The sequence below is a fragment of the Mesorhizobium sp. CNPSo 4684 genome (assembly GCF_057784315.1).
Map to the genome: position 1 here is coordinate 132962 of NZ_JBWLUX010000018.1, position 14707 is coordinate 147668.

General features: G+C 62.3%; 14 protein-coding genes. 8 read left to right on the top strand and 6 right to left on the bottom strand.

The window, feature by feature from the left end:
• The first annotated feature begins 230 nt into the window (after positions 1–230).
• The 6 genes from AC04SG_RS18770 (at position 231) to AC04SG_RS18795 (ending at position 7085) form a co-directional block, all read left to right on the top strand.
• Positions 231–1229, top strand: a complete 999-nt coding sequence (locus tag AC04SG_RS18770; protein ID WP_488552248.1) for a LacI family DNA-binding transcriptional regulator — start codon at positions 231–233, stop codon at positions 1227–1229.
• Complete coding sequence (locus AC04SG_RS18775) at positions 1226–2743, top strand: sugar ABC transporter ATP-binding protein (RefSeq protein ID WP_488552249.1); 1518 nt, start codon at positions 1226–1228, stop codon at positions 2741–2743. The genes AC04SG_RS18770 and AC04SG_RS18775 overlap by 4 nt, the downstream gene beginning before the upstream one ends.
• The gene (locus AC04SG_RS18780; RefSeq protein WP_488552250.1) at positions 2743–3795 is read left to right on the top strand and encodes an ABC transporter permease; all 1053 of its coding nucleotides are present in this window, start codon (positions 2743–2745) and stop codon (positions 3793–3795) included. The genes AC04SG_RS18775 and AC04SG_RS18780 overlap by 1 nt, the downstream gene beginning before the upstream one ends.
• A gap of 124 nt (positions 3796–3919) precedes the next feature.
• Positions 3920–4885 carry a substrate-binding domain-containing protein gene (locus AC04SG_RS18785; RefSeq protein ID WP_488552251.1) on the top strand — a complete coding sequence of 322 codons (966 nt, stop codon included), beginning with the start codon at positions 3920–3922 and terminating at the stop codon, positions 4883–4885.
• 353 nt (positions 4886–5238) lie between these two features.
• Positions 5239–5796, top strand: coding sequence for an OsmC family protein (locus AC04SG_RS18790; protein WP_095205037.1), 558 nt, complete (start codon positions 5239–5241; stop codon positions 5794–5796).
• A gap of 59 nt (positions 5797–5855) precedes the next feature.
• A complete protein-coding gene (locus AC04SG_RS18795; protein ID WP_488552252.1) occupies positions 5856–7085 on the top strand; it encodes an NAD(P)-binding domain-containing protein in 1230 nt (409 codons plus the stop codon).
• Positions 7086–7128: 43 nt separating this feature from the next.
• On the opposite strand, the gene AC04SG_RS18800 is transcribed toward AC04SG_RS18795, so the two are convergent.
• The 4 genes from AC04SG_RS18800 to AC04SG_RS18815 form a co-directional block, all read right to left on the bottom strand.
• Positions 7129–8013 carry an ankyrin repeat domain-containing protein gene (locus AC04SG_RS18800; protein ID WP_488552253.1) on the bottom strand — a complete coding sequence of 295 codons (885 nt, stop codon included), beginning with the start codon at positions 8011–8013 and terminating at the stop codon, positions 7129–7131.
• Positions 8014–8275: 262 nt separating this feature from the next.
• On the bottom strand, positions 8276–8725 hold the full coding sequence (locus AC04SG_RS18805; protein ID WP_185970445.1) for a CoA-binding protein: 450 nt from the start codon (positions 8723–8725) through the stop codon (positions 8276–8278).
• A gap of 5 nt (positions 8726–8730) precedes the next feature.
• The gene (locus tag AC04SG_RS18810; protein WP_488552254.1) at positions 8731–9102 is read right to left on the bottom strand and encodes a 2Fe-2S iron-sulfur cluster-binding protein; all 372 of its coding nucleotides are present in this window, start codon (positions 9100–9102) and stop codon (positions 8731–8733) included.
• On the bottom strand, positions 9099–10454 hold the full coding sequence (locus AC04SG_RS18815) for a selenium-binding family protein (protein WP_488552255.1): 1356 nt from the start codon (positions 10452–10454) through the stop codon (positions 9099–9101). The genes AC04SG_RS18810 and AC04SG_RS18815 overlap by 4 nt, the downstream gene beginning before the upstream one ends.
• Before the next feature lie 434 nt (positions 10455–10888).
• Between AC04SG_RS18815 and AC04SG_RS18820 the strand changes: the two genes are divergently transcribed.
• Positions 10889–11176, top strand: a complete 288-nt coding sequence (locus AC04SG_RS18820; protein ID WP_112559599.1) for a hypothetical protein — start codon at positions 10889–10891, stop codon at positions 11174–11176.
• Positions 11177–11324: 148 nt separating this feature from the next.
• On the opposite strand, the gene AC04SG_RS18825 is transcribed toward AC04SG_RS18820, so the two are convergent.
• Positions 11325–11483 carry a BBE domain-containing protein gene (locus AC04SG_RS18825; protein ID WP_203280676.1) on the bottom strand — a complete coding sequence of 53 codons (159 nt, stop codon included), beginning with the start codon at positions 11481–11483 and terminating at the stop codon, positions 11325–11327.
• A 336-nt stretch (positions 11484–11819) separates the two neighbouring features.
• Between AC04SG_RS18825 and AC04SG_RS18830 the strand changes: the two genes are divergently transcribed.
• Positions 11820–13127: a mechanosensitive ion channel family protein gene (locus AC04SG_RS18830; RefSeq protein ID WP_192249065.1), complete on the top strand. Its 1308-nt coding sequence runs from the start codon at positions 11820–11822 to the stop codon at positions 13125–13127.
• A gap of 320 nt (positions 13128–13447) precedes the next feature.
• Here the strand turns inward: AC04SG_RS18830 and AC04SG_RS18835 are convergent, their stop codons facing one another.
• Positions 13448–14317 (bottom strand): hypothetical protein, encoded by an 870-nt coding sequence (locus AC04SG_RS18835; RefSeq protein WP_488552256.1) that lies wholly within the window; start codon positions 14315–14317, stop codon positions 13448–13450.
• Positions 14318–14707 lie beyond the last annotated feature (390 nt).

Consider the following 14707-nt stretch of genomic DNA (forward strand, 5'->3'; position numbering starts at 1 on the left):
TCCGCTGCTTGGCAGCAGGAACGCCAACGCCTCACTCCGCTGGAACACCCCTCAACCGTCTCGGCGCTAAAGCGCCGATCCACCTTCTCCCACAAGGGGAGAAGGAAGAACAAAAAAATCCATCGAATCGATTGCGCAAACGTTTCGATCACCCTAAGCTCGCCCGAAATCCGCCAATCAGAGCGGACGGGAAACGCATAGGGAGGAGCGCTTGCAGGCGCTGCATTTTATTGCCGACAATGGCTGAAGTGGCGCGGCGCGCCGGCGTGTCGGTGTCGACCGTCTCGCATGTCGTCAACAACACGCGCTTCGTGTCGCTGGAGAAGGCGAAGCTGATCAACGACGCCATTGCCGCCATGGGCTATCAGCCCAACGAGCTGGCGCGCTCGCTGAAGGCCTCAACCACCAACAGCGTCGGCCTCGCGATCTCGGCGATCTCCAATCCCTATTTCACCGACATCATCTGCGCCGTCGAGGCCGAATGCGCGCGCCTCGGCTTGATGGTCTTTCTCTCCGACACGCAGGAAGACCCCGACCGCGAACTGCAGGTGGTGCGCGCTTTCCATCAGCGCCGCGTCGACGGCGTCATCCTGGCGCCGTCGGGCTCGCCGCAACGGGCCATCGACTATCTCGCCGACAAGAAAGTGCCGTGCGTTTTGATCGACCGTTTCGCCGATGACCGGTTCGACCAGATCGGCGTCGAGAACGACACGGCGATGCGCGCGCTGATCGACCATGTCGCCTCCTTCGGCCACAAGCGCATCGGCTACATCGCCGGGCAGCCGGGGCTGGCGACGACGCGCGAACGCATCGAGGCGTTCCAGGCCTCGCTCGCCGCCAATGGACTTGAAACCCTGCCGCACTATGTCTCGCCGGAGAATGTCGACACGGCGGCGGCGACCGCATCGACGCATGCGATCCTGTCGCTGCCCACGCCGCCCACCGCATTGGTCACCGGCAACAACATGACGACGATCGGGGCAGTCCGCGCCATCCGCGAAAAGGGTCTCATCATCCCGCGCGATCTGTCGCTGGTCGGCTTCGACGATTTCGAATGGGCCGACTGTTTCGAGCCACGGCTGACGCTGGTCGAGCAGCCCTGCACCGAGATCGGCCGCCAGGCCGCGGCGCTGCTCAGCGCCCGCATCGCCTCGAGCGAAGCGCCGCCTCAAGCCGTGCGGCTGCAGGCGACGCTGCAGACCCGCGAATCCTGCGGGAGGCCGAAATGACCGCGCCGCTTCTGGTGATGACCGGCGCGGTCAAACGCTTCGGCGGCGTGCAGGCGTTGCGCGGCGTCGACTTCGACCTCAAGGCGGGCGAAATCCACGCGCTGCTCGGCGAAAACGGCGCCGGCAAGTCGACGCTGATGAACCTGTTGTCGGGCGTCTACACGCCGGACGAAGGCACGATCGAGATCGACGGCAAACCCGTGCGCTTCAACAATCCGCGCGAAGCGCAGGCCGCCGGCATCGCCACCATTTTTCAGGAGCTCGACCTCGTGCCGTCGCTCGATGTCGCGGCCAATCTTTTCCTCGGCCGCGAACTGATGCGCCCGGGCGGCTTCCTCGACGTGCCGGCGATGCGCCGTGAGGCGAAGAAGCGGCTGGAAGCGATCGAGATCGCCATCGATCCAGGGGCGATGGTGGCGGATTTGTCGATCGGCCAGCGCCAGGTGGTGGCGATCGTCAAGGCGCTGTCCTATGCCTCGCGCGTGCTGATCATGGACGAGCCGACGGCCGCACTCACCGTGGGCGAAGTCGAGCGGCTGTTCGACATCATGCGCAAGCTCGCCGCCACCGGCGTCGGCATCGTCTACATCTCGCACCGGTTGGAGGAAGTGCCAGGCATTGCCGACCGGGTGACGGTGATGCGCGACGGCCGTGTCGCCGGCATCACCGAGCCGCATGCGCCGCAGGCCGAGCTGGTGCGGCTGCTGGTCGGGCGTCCGCTGGACGAACTTTATCCGCAGCGCGCCAAAGGGGCCGGCAAACCGCTGCTCAGCCTGCGCGATGCCAGCTTCCGGCTCGCCCGCGACAGCGCCGGCTGGCAGGCGCCGACAAGCGTGTCGCTCGATGTCCATGAAGGCGAGATCGTCGGCCTCGCGGGCATTATGGGGGCAGGGCGCACCGAGCTCTTGTCCGCGCTCTACGGCACCGGCCTGTCCGGCCGCTGGGAAGGCGAGGTCGCCATATCGGGCAAGCCGGTGAAACTCGATTCCATCAAGGCCGCCCGCCACGCGGGTATCGCCTTCGTCACCGACGACCGCAGGGGCTCGGGCCTGATGCTGCGCATGGCGGTCGGGCTCAATCTCGTGATGTCGGTCATATCGAGGATCTCGCCGAACTGGCTGGTGTCGCCGCGCCGGCAGGCCGAGGCTGTGAAAGAGTCGTTCGGCCAGTTCGACATCCGGCCGAAAAACCCGGACATCGCTGTCGGCGCGCTGTCGGGTGGCAACCAGCAGAAGGTGGTGCTGGCCAAGGAAATCCTCGGAAACCCCCGGCTGCTGCTGCTCGACGAGCCGACGCGTGGCGTCGATGTCGGCGCCAAGGGCGAAATTTACGCACGGCTCAGGGCACTCGCGGCGCAAGGGCTGGGCATACTGGTGGCGTCCAGCGAGATGCCGGAGCTGATCGGTCTGTGCGACCGCATCGTGGTGCTGCGCCAGGGGCGCAATGTGGCGGAATTCATGGGCGGCGTCGATGAGCACACGGTGCTGGCCGCGGCAAATGGCAGGGAGGCCTGATGTCTGACGACAAGATTTTGGCGGCAAGCGCACCCGTGACGGCTGCGCCTCAAAAGCATCGCGATCCGCTGGCGCTGATCGTGCGCTTCCAGAGCCTGATCGGCCTGGTGCTGGTGGCGATCGGCGGCATCATCTTCTCGCCGCGCCGCCATGGCGAAATCCTGTTCCTCAACCCCGACAACATCGCCAACATCGTGCGCGCCGTGTCGGAGACTGGCATCATCGCCATCGGCATGACCTTCGTCATCATCACCGCCGGCATCGACCTTTCGGTCGGCGCGGTGCTGGGCCTCTCCAGCGTCGTCACCGCATCCATGATGATCTCCGGCGGCTTCGGCCTGATCCCCACCATCCTCGCCGTGCTCGTCATGGGCATCGTCTTCGGCGCAATCCAGGGCACCATTTCCACTCGCTTCCGGCTCGAACCCTTCATCGTCACGCTGGCCGGCCTGCAGGCTGCGCGCGGCCTGGCGCTGGTCGTCTCCGGCAACCAGTATATCAACATTTCCTATGGCGATGGGCCGGGCCTGGCGCCGCCTGTGTTCGCCGTGCTGGGCGAACGTCTGTTCAACAACACCGTGCCGGTGGCGACCCTGGTCTTCATCGTCTTTGCGGCAATCGCCACCATCGTGCTCAACACCACGCGCTTCGGCCGCTATGTCTTTGCCGTCGGCGGCAATGAGCGCGCCGCGCGCATTTCCGGCGTGCCGGTCTCGATGGTGAAGATCTCGGTCTATGCCATCACCGGTTTTGCCGCAGCCCTTGCCGGCATCGTGCATGCCGGCCAGTTCAATTTCGGCAGCGCCAATGACGGCATGGGCTATGAGCTCACCGCCATCGCCGCCGTGGTCATCGGCGGCACCAGCCTGTTCGGCGGCGCCGGCTCCATGGTCGGCACCGTCGCCGGCACCATCATGCTGGGCGCACTCGCCAACATCCTGCAGCTCAACAACATCACCCCCGCCATGCAGCTGCTCGCGACCGCCGCGATCATCGTTCTGGCGGCAGTGCTTCAATCCCTCGTTCGCCGCCGCGAGGGTTTGGGTCGTTAATGCATGTCGCGCAAAAGTGAACTCGGTTTTGCGACAACGACATGCATCAACAAACAAGGAGGAGACGGCAAAAGTCGACGTCAACCAAGGTCTGGCCCCCGGCCAGACGAGGAGGAGAGTGAGTATGAAAACGATCTTATCGACTGTGCTGGCCGGTGCCGGCCTGTGCATTGCCGGCACCGCCTATGCCGCCGAGCCACTGGTGAAAGCCTGCGCCAAGGACGGCCAGTTCATCATCGGCTTTTCGCAGGCCAACAATGCCGAGCCCTACCGCCAGCACGTCAATGACGAGCTGGAGGCGGCGGCCAAGGAAGTGCCTGGTTTCACGCTGCAGATCGCCGACGGCGCCGGCAACGTCAACACGCAGACCTCGCAGGTCGACAATTTCATCACCCAGAAGGTCGACATCCTGCTGATCTCGCCCTTCGAGGCGGCACCGCTGACGCCGGCGGTGAAGCGCGCCATGGATGCCGGCATCCCGGTCATCGAGCTTGATCGCAAGACGGTCGGCGACCCCGGCAAGGACTACACCGCCTTCATCGGCGGCGACAATTACAAGATCGCGCTCGAGGCCGGCAAATACACCGCCAAGACGCTGCTGCCAGATGGCGGCGAGACGGCGGTGCTGGAAGGCCTGCCGAGCTCGACGCCGGCGGTGGAGCGCCTCAACGGCTTCAAGGACGGCGTCAAGGAAAACGCCAAGATCCAGGTGGTGGCCGAGCAGGCCGCCGACTGGGTACCGGACAAAGCGCAGGTCGCCTTCGCCGCCATGCTGCAGGCGCACCCCGACATCAAGGTGCTCTACGCCTCCAACGACATGATGGCCGCCGGCGCGCTGCTCGCCGCCAAGGGCGCGGGCAAGGACGTCAAGATCATCGGCACCGACGGCCTGCCGGGTCCGGCCGGCGGCATCGAAGCCGTCGCCAAGGGTGACTGGGCCGCAACCTTCACCTACCCGACAGGCGCCAAGGAAGCGATCGAGATGTCGAAGAAGATCCTGCTGGATTGCGCGACTGAGGTTGAGCCGACGGTGACGGTGGAGACGACTGCGATCACGGCCGAGAATGCCAAGCAGCTGATGGGGAAGTGAGGCGGCGAGAGCCTGGCATTGAGGTGATATGGCAAGGCCCCGGGAGGGGCCTTGTTTTTTTGGGGCAAGGCTGATCGTGCGAGAATGGCAGCTTCGCGCCTCATGTCGGCCATAGAGGCGAACTTTGCCTCCGCCCGGAAGCAGACACTGCAATTGACCACGCTGAAGGTCGTGGTCGCGCTAGAGCCTGCAAAGGCGCAATTCGGTACACGAGGGCGAACATTCTGCTGCGGAAACAACTTGAAGAAACGCTTCGCGACCCATAGCATGCCGCGCCATGGTGAAATCTGATCGGGAGGTCAGTGGAATCGGTCGGGTTTTTGAGCCAGTGCAAAGTAGGGAGGATAATAATTATGGCTTCCGAAGTACAGGCAAACAATGGCGTTAACGTAGAGGCGCTGCTCGCCGCAAAAGAAGCGCTTACCAACGCCCCGGAGGCTGCGCAGTTCAAGTGGCGCGCGGCCTGTGAATGGAAGGACGGCACTCACAGCCATTCGACGGTCGAGAGTTTTTACGGTCTCGGCCAGGATCAGCATCGCAAGACCACCTTCGCATTCGATGCCGACCATCCGGAGGTCTTCGCTTCGCTGGATCAGGGCGCCACGCCTGTCGAATACGTGCTGGTCGGGCTGGCCAGTTGCCTGACCGCCGGCATCGCCGCGGTCGCCCAGAACCGGAACATCCAGTTGAAGTCGGTGAAGGCGACCATCGAAGGCGACATGGATATTGCGGGCATACTTGGTATCGACAGCGACGTGCGCAACGGCTTCAGCGGCATCACGGTGAAGTACAACATCGACGCCGACGCTAAGCCCGAGGACATCGAGGCTCTCGTGGCTCAGTCGCAGAAGCGATCGGCGGTCTATGACATTGTCACCAATCCGACGAACGTCACGGTCGTGGTCAATTGAAAGGCGCTACGAGCTGTAGACTCTCCTGATGAGAGGGCGCGATTAGTTCCGTCACCACAGTGATCGTCGGCGCGGGGCACGCGGGGCTCGCGATGAGCCGCTGCCTCGCGGAGCGCTCTATCGACCATGTGCTGCTGGAGCGCGGCGAGATCGCCAATACCTGGCGCACCGAGCGATGGGATTCACTGCGGCTGCTCACCCCGAACTGGCAGAGCCGGCTGCCGGGCTTCCGCTATGACGGCGACGATCCCGACGGCTACCGGACGATGCCTGAGGTGATCGACTTCCTCGGGAACTATGCCAAGGTGATCTCGGCTCCGGTCAGAACCCACACGATCGTTACCTCGGTTCGCAGCGACGGGGCGGGATATCTTGTGCGCACGGACCGCGGCGAGTGGCGGTGTCGGACCGTCGTGCTGGCGTCGGGCGCGTGCAACATCGCGCGCCTGCCCGACGTCGCCAGCCGCGTGCCGCCGTCGGTCGCCATGCTGACGGCACAGTCCTACCGCAATCCGCGTCAGGTCGCCGACGGTGGCGTGATGGTGGTGGGCGCGTCGTCGAGCGGCACCCAGATCGCACAGGAGTTGCAGCGTTCGGGGCGTCAAGTTACCCTGTCGGTGGGCGAGCACATCCGGGCGCCCCGCGTCTATCGCGGCAAGGACCTGGAATGGTGGATGGACGCCGCCGGCGTGCTCGACGAGCGTTACGACGAGGTGGACGACATCAGGCGGGCGCGACGGGTTCCTTCGCTGCAGCTTGCCGGCACGCCCGACCGCACCACCCTTGACCTCAATGCGCTCGACGACCTCGGCGTCCGGCTCATCGGTCGTCTTGCCGGCATCACCGAAGACGGCAAGGCCCAGTTTGCGGGGTCGTTGCGCAACATGTGCGCGCTTTCCGACCTCAAGATGGCCCGGCTGCTCGACCTTATCGACGAATGGGCGCGCGCCAACGGCCTGGACGCTACGGTCGGGCCGCCGGATCGCCCGCCGCCGACCCGTGTCGAGGACAACCCGCCGCTCGGCCTCGATCTTGCCGGAGGCGCTATCAGGACGATCATCTGGGCTACCGGCTACCGGCCGGACTACTCCTGGCTGGAACTGCCGGTCCTCGACCGCAAGGGCCACGTCCGTCACGACGGCGGTGTAGTGGAACATCCGGGCCTGTACCTGATGGGGACGCAGTTTCTGCGCCGCCGCAAGTCTGCTCTGATCGACGGCGCTGGCGACGACGCGCGTGATCTCAGCGGCCATCTGGCATCGTACCTCAGGCAAAGTACTATCGCCTAGCCAACGCAGGCCCGTAGCAGCAGTTGCACAAGATACCCTCGATTCAGGGCAGCGGGATCGGCTTGTCGCTGAGTGTGCGCAAGTAGGCGATCAGGTTGACCCGTTCGGTGTCGTCCGGGACACCAGGAGTCTCCATCTTGACGCCCGGCGTGGTGAGCATGGGCCCGAAGAGATATCTGTTCAGGTCCTCGTACGTCCATACACCCTCCCAGCCCAGCAACGTGTCGGAGTAACGCATATTTGCCACAGAGGCCTTGTCGCGGCCGACGACGCTCCACAAGTTCGGTCCTATTTTATTCCCTCCCTGTGGCTCGGCGTTGTGGCAATTGGTACACCGGCCGGTGAAGTAGGTTCGGCCTTTCTCGACATCGGCAGAAGCCAACTTCATCGAGATTGGGGCTGGTGTTGGCAAGACGACGCCGTGCGACAAGAGATAGTCGGCAACTTCGCGTTGCCCCTTGAATTTTGCCAGATGGAGCGGTGTCTTGCCGTCCATTGTCTTCGCATTCACGTCCGCGCCGGCCTCGACCAGTGCCTTCACGCAGTCGAAACAATCGAGAGCGACGGCGACATGAAGGGCGAATTCGCCACCACGGTTGGTATTTGGATCTGCGTCCCGCTCCAGCAACAGCTTTAACAGATCGATCTTGCCTGGCCCGACAGCCGCCATCAGCGGGGGACCCCCAGTCGTCTGGGCGTTGACGTCCGCCCCACGTTCTATGAGCAGTTTTGCCGCTTCGATGTGGCCCATCCAGACCGCAAGATAGAGCGGCGTTGCAGTTCCATCACTCTCATCTATACCGGCGCCTGCATCGAGCGCCGCCGTGATCGCCGCGACATCGCCCGCCATGGCGGCGTCGTGAATGTCGGCGGCATGCGATACAATCGGTGCAAGCAGCAGTGGAATGAAGAGCAAGGGCATGCGCATTTGGCATCTCCCAAGGCAAACCGCGGTGTGTCACGCTTTCAAGCCGACAAGAGTACCACGACTGCCTGATCGTAGCCACTTCCAACCAGTGCCTAACAGATTGTGGAAGCCCCCGAGAGAATGAAAGTTTTCAGCAAGGCCGGCCATGTCCTTGCTGGCCGTCTGGTAACGGGCCGTAAGGTCTGATCCGGATCGTGAGCGCATGTTGCGCCAGACGTCCGCTTTGAGAGCGAAAACAACGCCGAATTCCGTGACCCTGCAATCATATCCCCAAGTGCAACTTAGGCTTCCAGAAGGGACGGAACAACTCAATCTTGGGACAGCGGTTCATCACCACTTTCAGGCCCGCTTCCTCCGCCAACCGGGCGGCAGCGTCATCGCGCACCCCAATCTGACCCCACAGAACCTTGGCATTGATGGCGATGGCCTCCTGTGCAACCTCCAACAGATCTTCGGAGCGACGAAAAACCTCAACCATGTCGACAGGCCGGTCGATGGCGGCCAGCGACGCGTACACCTTGAGCCCTCGAATTTCATCCAGACCGGGACTGGGGTTGACCGGGATCATGTCATAGCCGGTTTCGTGCAGCACCCTGAGAACACCATAGGAAAACTTGGTCTTGTCGGGGCTGGCCCCAACCATCGCGATGGTTTTGACCGATTTCAGAATGTCTTGCAGATAAGCCTCCGAATAGGGCTCATCATGATTCATATGGGTCATTTCTTTGCTCCCAACGGGGTCGCAATATCGGCTTTCAATTCATGAGCGGCCAGCGGGTCAAGGAAGGGGTTGCGATAGAGCTTGTCGTGGCTCTCAACGCCGACCTCCAGCGTGCAGTCGCTCATAGGGCGGGCGACGCAGAGGATTATATAGCCATTGTTGATCTGGCGGTTGTTCAGCGCCCGCTGCGCTTTTTGATCGACTTTGCCGCTGATCATCTTGGCCGCACAGGTGATGCAGCCGCCGTACTTGCAGCCGTAGGGCAGGTCCACTCCCTGCTCGCGCAAGCTTTGCAAGAGGGGCTTGCGGTGATCGACGTCAAAGGCCGCACCGCCTTGATTGGCGAGAGTGATGGTGAAGCTGGTCATACCCAGATGTCACTCGTGCAATCGCCGCCGGGATAACGGGTTTCGTGGCAGCGGCTTGGTCCATTTGGTTCCTTGCCAAAATCGACGACAAATCGCGGATCAATTTCCATGCCGCCGTTTTCCGTATCGCAATTGACCATCAGCATGCATCCGCCATTGGTGCGGATTTCCGGATAGAACTGATTATCCCAGGTCGAGAAGAGCGAGGTCGTCACATAGAGGCGCTTGCCGTCGAGGCTGAGCTGTATCATCTGAGGCCCGCCAGTCACTTTCACGCCATTGACCTCAGGCGCACGGCCGAGAAGTCCGCCCATCCACACTTGTCCGGTAAGCTTGGCGTTGTGAGGGTCCGAGATGTCGTATTGACGAATGTCGCCATGCAACCAGTTGCACAGATAGAGGTATCTATCGTCCATGCTGAGCAGAATGACCGAGATCACGCCCGGTATTGGTATCGGCCATTCGGGATGCGGCTCATTGCCGACATCGACAATTTTTTCCCATTGCCAGTCACCCGCCGCGTCCTTCCACCAATGGATGATATTTGCAGAAAGGGCCGCGCCAACAAAGCCGTGACTGCTGTCGGGGTTATGATGGAATCGCACTTCCAGTGGGATCAAGCCATCTTCGCCGAGATAGAATGTTTGCTTTGGCTCCTTCTTTTCAAAATCCCACAAATGGATCTCTCGGCCATATTTCAGATGACCAACCTCTTCCAGGTCAAAGCCAGGCATGAAGGTATTGGGCGCGGCCCATTCCGAGCTGACCATTACGTTGTGTCGCGGCTGGTACCAGAAATCATAACCAAACTTGATACTGCCCATGGAGTTTTCCCAGCGGCCGACAACCTCGAACTCTTTGCTGAGTTGCAAATAGCCGCCGGGGGCATTGCCCTGGGCGTCACCAAGCATGGAAACGATGATGTCCGAGCCGAGGCAATGCACCGTGTGTGGCGCCGACAGGTTGGTCCTGGCTTTGATTTCAGCGCCGTCTATCACCTTGAACAGTGTCGGGCTGCGCGGATCGGTACCGCAATCGACAATATGCAGATTTGACGAGCGCACACCCGGCACGATCAGATATTTCCGCTCCATGCTCGCATCGCCATGGCACGACGAACAGGCATTCCAGCCCGAGTGATGAAGCTCATCGCCAATGCCCGGCATTTGCAAACGCGAAATCACCTGGCTGTAGGTCGAACTCTCCGGGTCGACATCGATGGTGCACAGATAGTCCGGCTTCTGAATGCCCGTGCCGGTGTAGATGGCAATCGTATAGAGCAGCTTTTCGCGAGGTGCCGTCATCGCCTCGGCTGGAGAAGCATAGCCCGGTCCACAGCAATGATTGGTCATGGGTACTTCCCTTTGAACAGATCACTGGCCAGCCCCAACGGGGTCGAGTTGGAATGTTAGTGCATGCTTGGCATTGGCGCTATGGCCGGGTGGCTTGTGAAGTGCGCACGTGATGTACAACTTGGCGACAGAGCCCCCTTGGACGCCACGTATTGACCGCCCGAGGGGTTATTGAGAACCCTTGCAGCGGCCCGGCGCTTAGAGGTCCGCTTCTGGCCTTCCGAGCCTCGAAGCCGCCGGAAGAGTCTAACACCTGGGTCCCAGGCCAATTTCCGCCTGCTGCGCTCCACGTTATTGCAAGACGTTCAAATTTGAGCTTCCGCACTCATGCTTTGTCGAGAGAATCTCCTGTACTCTTTTAAGGCTTCTGCGTCGTAATTTTTAGCCGTTCTGAATCGCCGCAGGCGACGATGACGACGGAATAGGAGAACGCAATGACTCGCAATCACGTTGAACGTCTTGAAGAGTTTAGGGAAATCCTGGTCGCGACTCGACGCGAAGGAGTCCGTAACGTGCACCATACTCGCGACGCAATGCGGGCAAGTGGCTTTCAGATCGGGGACAGCGATGGCTCCAGCTACGGAGCCGAGCTGAAGGCGCTCCAAGAGGAAATCGAGGCAGTAGATCGCGCCATCGAAGAAGAGAAGCGGTTGGCCTTGGCCCTCGAGAGCGCGGCTCAATCCCGCCGACCGACTAAACCGAGAATTGTGAAGCGAGCATAGGGTCGGGTACGGCCCTTTGGCGCCTGTCGCGTCGATCGCCTGCGGTCTGGTCTCGGGCTTCCCTCCGCCGTGGCGGTGCTGGGTAGTGACGCACCGGAATCGAACGGCGGCAAGGCGGTCGAATGTCTCGAACGAATGGGAAGCAGACTTACCGAAGCGCAACGAGTGAAGGCTTCGGTTCAATATTCTGGTTCAGCCGGAAAAGATTTGAAGGATCGAAGCGGGCTTTAAGCGCTGCAAGGCGGTTGTATCTTTCTGCGCCGTAGGCGTCGTATAAGACATCCTTGCCGGGTATCCGCCTGTTCATTCAGATAATTGCCGGCTTGAGACATCGCGGCCATGCGGCGGCCCGCGTTTCGTCCCCATGCGATGCAACGGGAGTCGTCGATGGGGTTGTCCCAAACCAGCTCGGCAATCCAGTAAAACTTCGCAGCCCGCCCCGAATAGGCAGTGGCAGCCTCGTCGGTGGCGATCGCCTGCGCCTGGGCGGCGACCTCGGGCAAACAGGCTGTAGTCGGCTGCCCCGCCTTGGGGCGGAGCCGGCATCGAGAGTGACCGCTACTGACCCTGAAGGTCGGCTTGACCAATCACAGGGCCGACGACATTGTGGACGTGCAATTCGTAGCCAAGTGGTCGTGTGGCAATGGATTTTCGCGACGCCATCGATAGAGCGCTGGCCTGGGCCGGCGGATGGTTCGACTATGCCGCCGCGCCCTGGTTCGTCTATCAGATCGGCATCATTGCCTCGCTCTTTGCTGTGGCGAAGCTGGCGGCGCTGCGGGTCGAGCCTTTCGTCGAGAACCAGGCACGCCAGATTAAGGGCCATCCCGGACTCTTAAGGGTCGTCATCGCGCTGTTGAGGCGCACCGACTGGATTCTGTTCATTGTCTTCCTTGTTGCCGCGCTCAACCTATTGCTCGCCTTCACTTGGCCGAGCCGCACCCATCTCCTGCTCGTCGCGCTGTTGCTCTCGCTGGCGTGGCTGTTCGCGACCGTGCTGTCGCGCATCATCCGCAACCGCCTCGTCGCGCGCACGCTGGGTTGGCTGGCCTGGATCTACGCGGCCCTTGTCATCCTGGGCGTCAGTGACGAGGCGGCCGCCTTCCTCGACAGCCTGGCAATCCCTCTGGGTGCGGTTCGCCTTTCGGCCCTCATGGTGCTGAAGGCGGCGCTGCTCCTGATCGCAACGGTCTGGCTTGCGGTGGTCACCGGCAATTACATCGATGAGCGCGTCCGCCTCTCCGAGGAACTGACACCGTCGATCCGCGTCCTCGTCGGCAAGGTCGCAAAGATCGGCCTCGTGCTGGTGGCCGGTGCCGTGGCACTTTCCGCCGTCGGTCTCGACCTGACGGCGCTGACGGTGTTTTCCGGCGCCGTTGGCGTCGGTCTCGCTTTCGGGCTGCAGAAGGTCGTTTCGAATTTCGTCTCCGGCGTGATCATCCTGCTCGACAAGTCGATCAAGCCGGGCGACACGATTTCGCTCGAAGGCACCTTCGGCTGGATACGCGAATTGCGGGCGCGCTTCGTCTCGGTGGTGACGCGCGACGGCCGCGAATTCCTGATCCCCAACGAGGACTTCATCACCCAGAGGGTTATCAACTGGTCGTTCAGCGACAACCTCGTGCGCCTCGACGTGAACTTCGGCGTCTCCTACGACGCCGATCCGCACAAGGTCAGCGAACTGGCGATAGAGGCCGCGATCAGCGTCGGCCGGGTCGAGGCCGACCGGCGGCCTGTCTGCTGGCTGACGGACTTCGGCGACTCCTCGCTGAACTTCGTCCTGCGCTTCTGGATCCGCGACCCGCAGCAAGGCCTGACCAACGTGCGCGGCAAGGTGCTGCTGGCGCTGTGGGACACTTTCAAGGCAAACGGCATAAGCATCCCCTATCCGCATCGCGAGATCATCATGAAAGGGGCTGGGCCGGTCAGACGAGGGCACGACGACCAGTGATCTTCTCGATGTTGATGCGGAAGAAAAGGTGAGGCGGACTAGCCACCTTGTCCTCGGCGCGAGTGTCTCGCTGCCAGGTTCCCACCAAGCGTGAGCTCGGCGCCGATGGCGATGCGTGGTTCGAGACATGGCGCATGCGCCTGCCCAACGAGTCATCTGCACCATTTCGACCGTCAATCGCTGGTGGCGCTGCCGGCTGACAACGGTTTTGAGTGCGACGGGATCAGACTGCGGCGGGGCGAAGCCGACCTTAACATTCAGTCCGGCTTTTTTAGAAAACCATAGGCGCGCCCGGCCGGGCGCGCCAGCACGCCGGCGGATTATTGCGCCGGCGCGGGTGCCGCGGGCGCCGGCGCCGTGGTCGTGAACCCGCACTGCTTCTGTTCCATCTCGATCTGCTTGGTGATGCGGATGGCGTTCTGGGCGTAGGCTTCCGTCACGGTGCCGCTGTTCACCGTCTTGTCCTTCAGCGGGCTGACGGCGGCGCAGAGGTGGAAGACATGCTCCGTGTCGGACTTCGCGGCGCCGTTTTCCGGCGCGATCCAGTACACGATATCCTGACCGTTGGGGTGTGCCGCGTCCTTCGTCGCCTCGGCCACCGTGGTGGAGTCGGTGGCAATCGCCTGCGCCTGGGCGGCGACCTCGGGCGAACAGGCCGTGGTCGGCTGCCCCGCCTTGATCTGGGCCGCGCACTGGTTCATGTCCTGCGTGTACTGCTCGACCGATGGCGGCTGGTAGCTGACCCCGATCAGCGTCGCGAGCACCGCCAGCACAGCGCCGACGCCGCCGGCAATTTTCTTGCTCTTCGGGTCCATGTTCTTGTCGTTGAGGATCAAGAGAACCAGCGGCAGGAAGGCAATCAGCGTGATGATCGCGCCGAGCTGGTTCTGGACGAAGAACCTGAATGTGTCGGATTCGCGGGCCGGATCCTTCCGGTTGGCCGCCTTCCAGAGCAGGCTGCCGGCGATGGCGAAAATCGCGATGCCGACCAGAATGCCGATCAAAAGCGGCAGGTTGCCCTGGTCGAACTTGTGCTTGTAGAGCAAGACGATCCCGGCGATCTCGCCGCCAATGGCAATGATCCACGACAGCACGGCGAAAAGCCTAAGGCGCGTGGCGCCGGACTTCTGGCCCTGCGATGCCTGCCAGTCCTTGGTAACGTCTGTTGTCGGCTTGTTGTTGTCGGTCATGACCAGGTCCCCCGGTTTCGACACGTTTGCAGGGCGGCGTCATCGAACAGGCGCCCGGCGCAGCGTCATTGATCGAACGTCGCCTGCCTCAGCGACGAAAGCGCCACGGCAGACCGTGTCTCCATCCTTATTGCGCATGAGGGGATTCGTCCATAGCCACGGGGGCAGGGGCCGATGCGGTGGATGGTTGCGTTCTGCGCGCCCATCAGGTCACTCGCCAGCCGGCAGGGCAATCGCCTATGGCGCTCCCCCTCTCCGTCCGCTACGCTGCCACCTCTCCCCCATTTCATGGGGGCGAGGAAACGCTAATCTCTGAGGTCGCGCCCTCCGAAAGCTTGGGTTCCTCGCCCCCACAAAGTGGGGGAGAGCGACTATCTGGGGGGTCAAGTT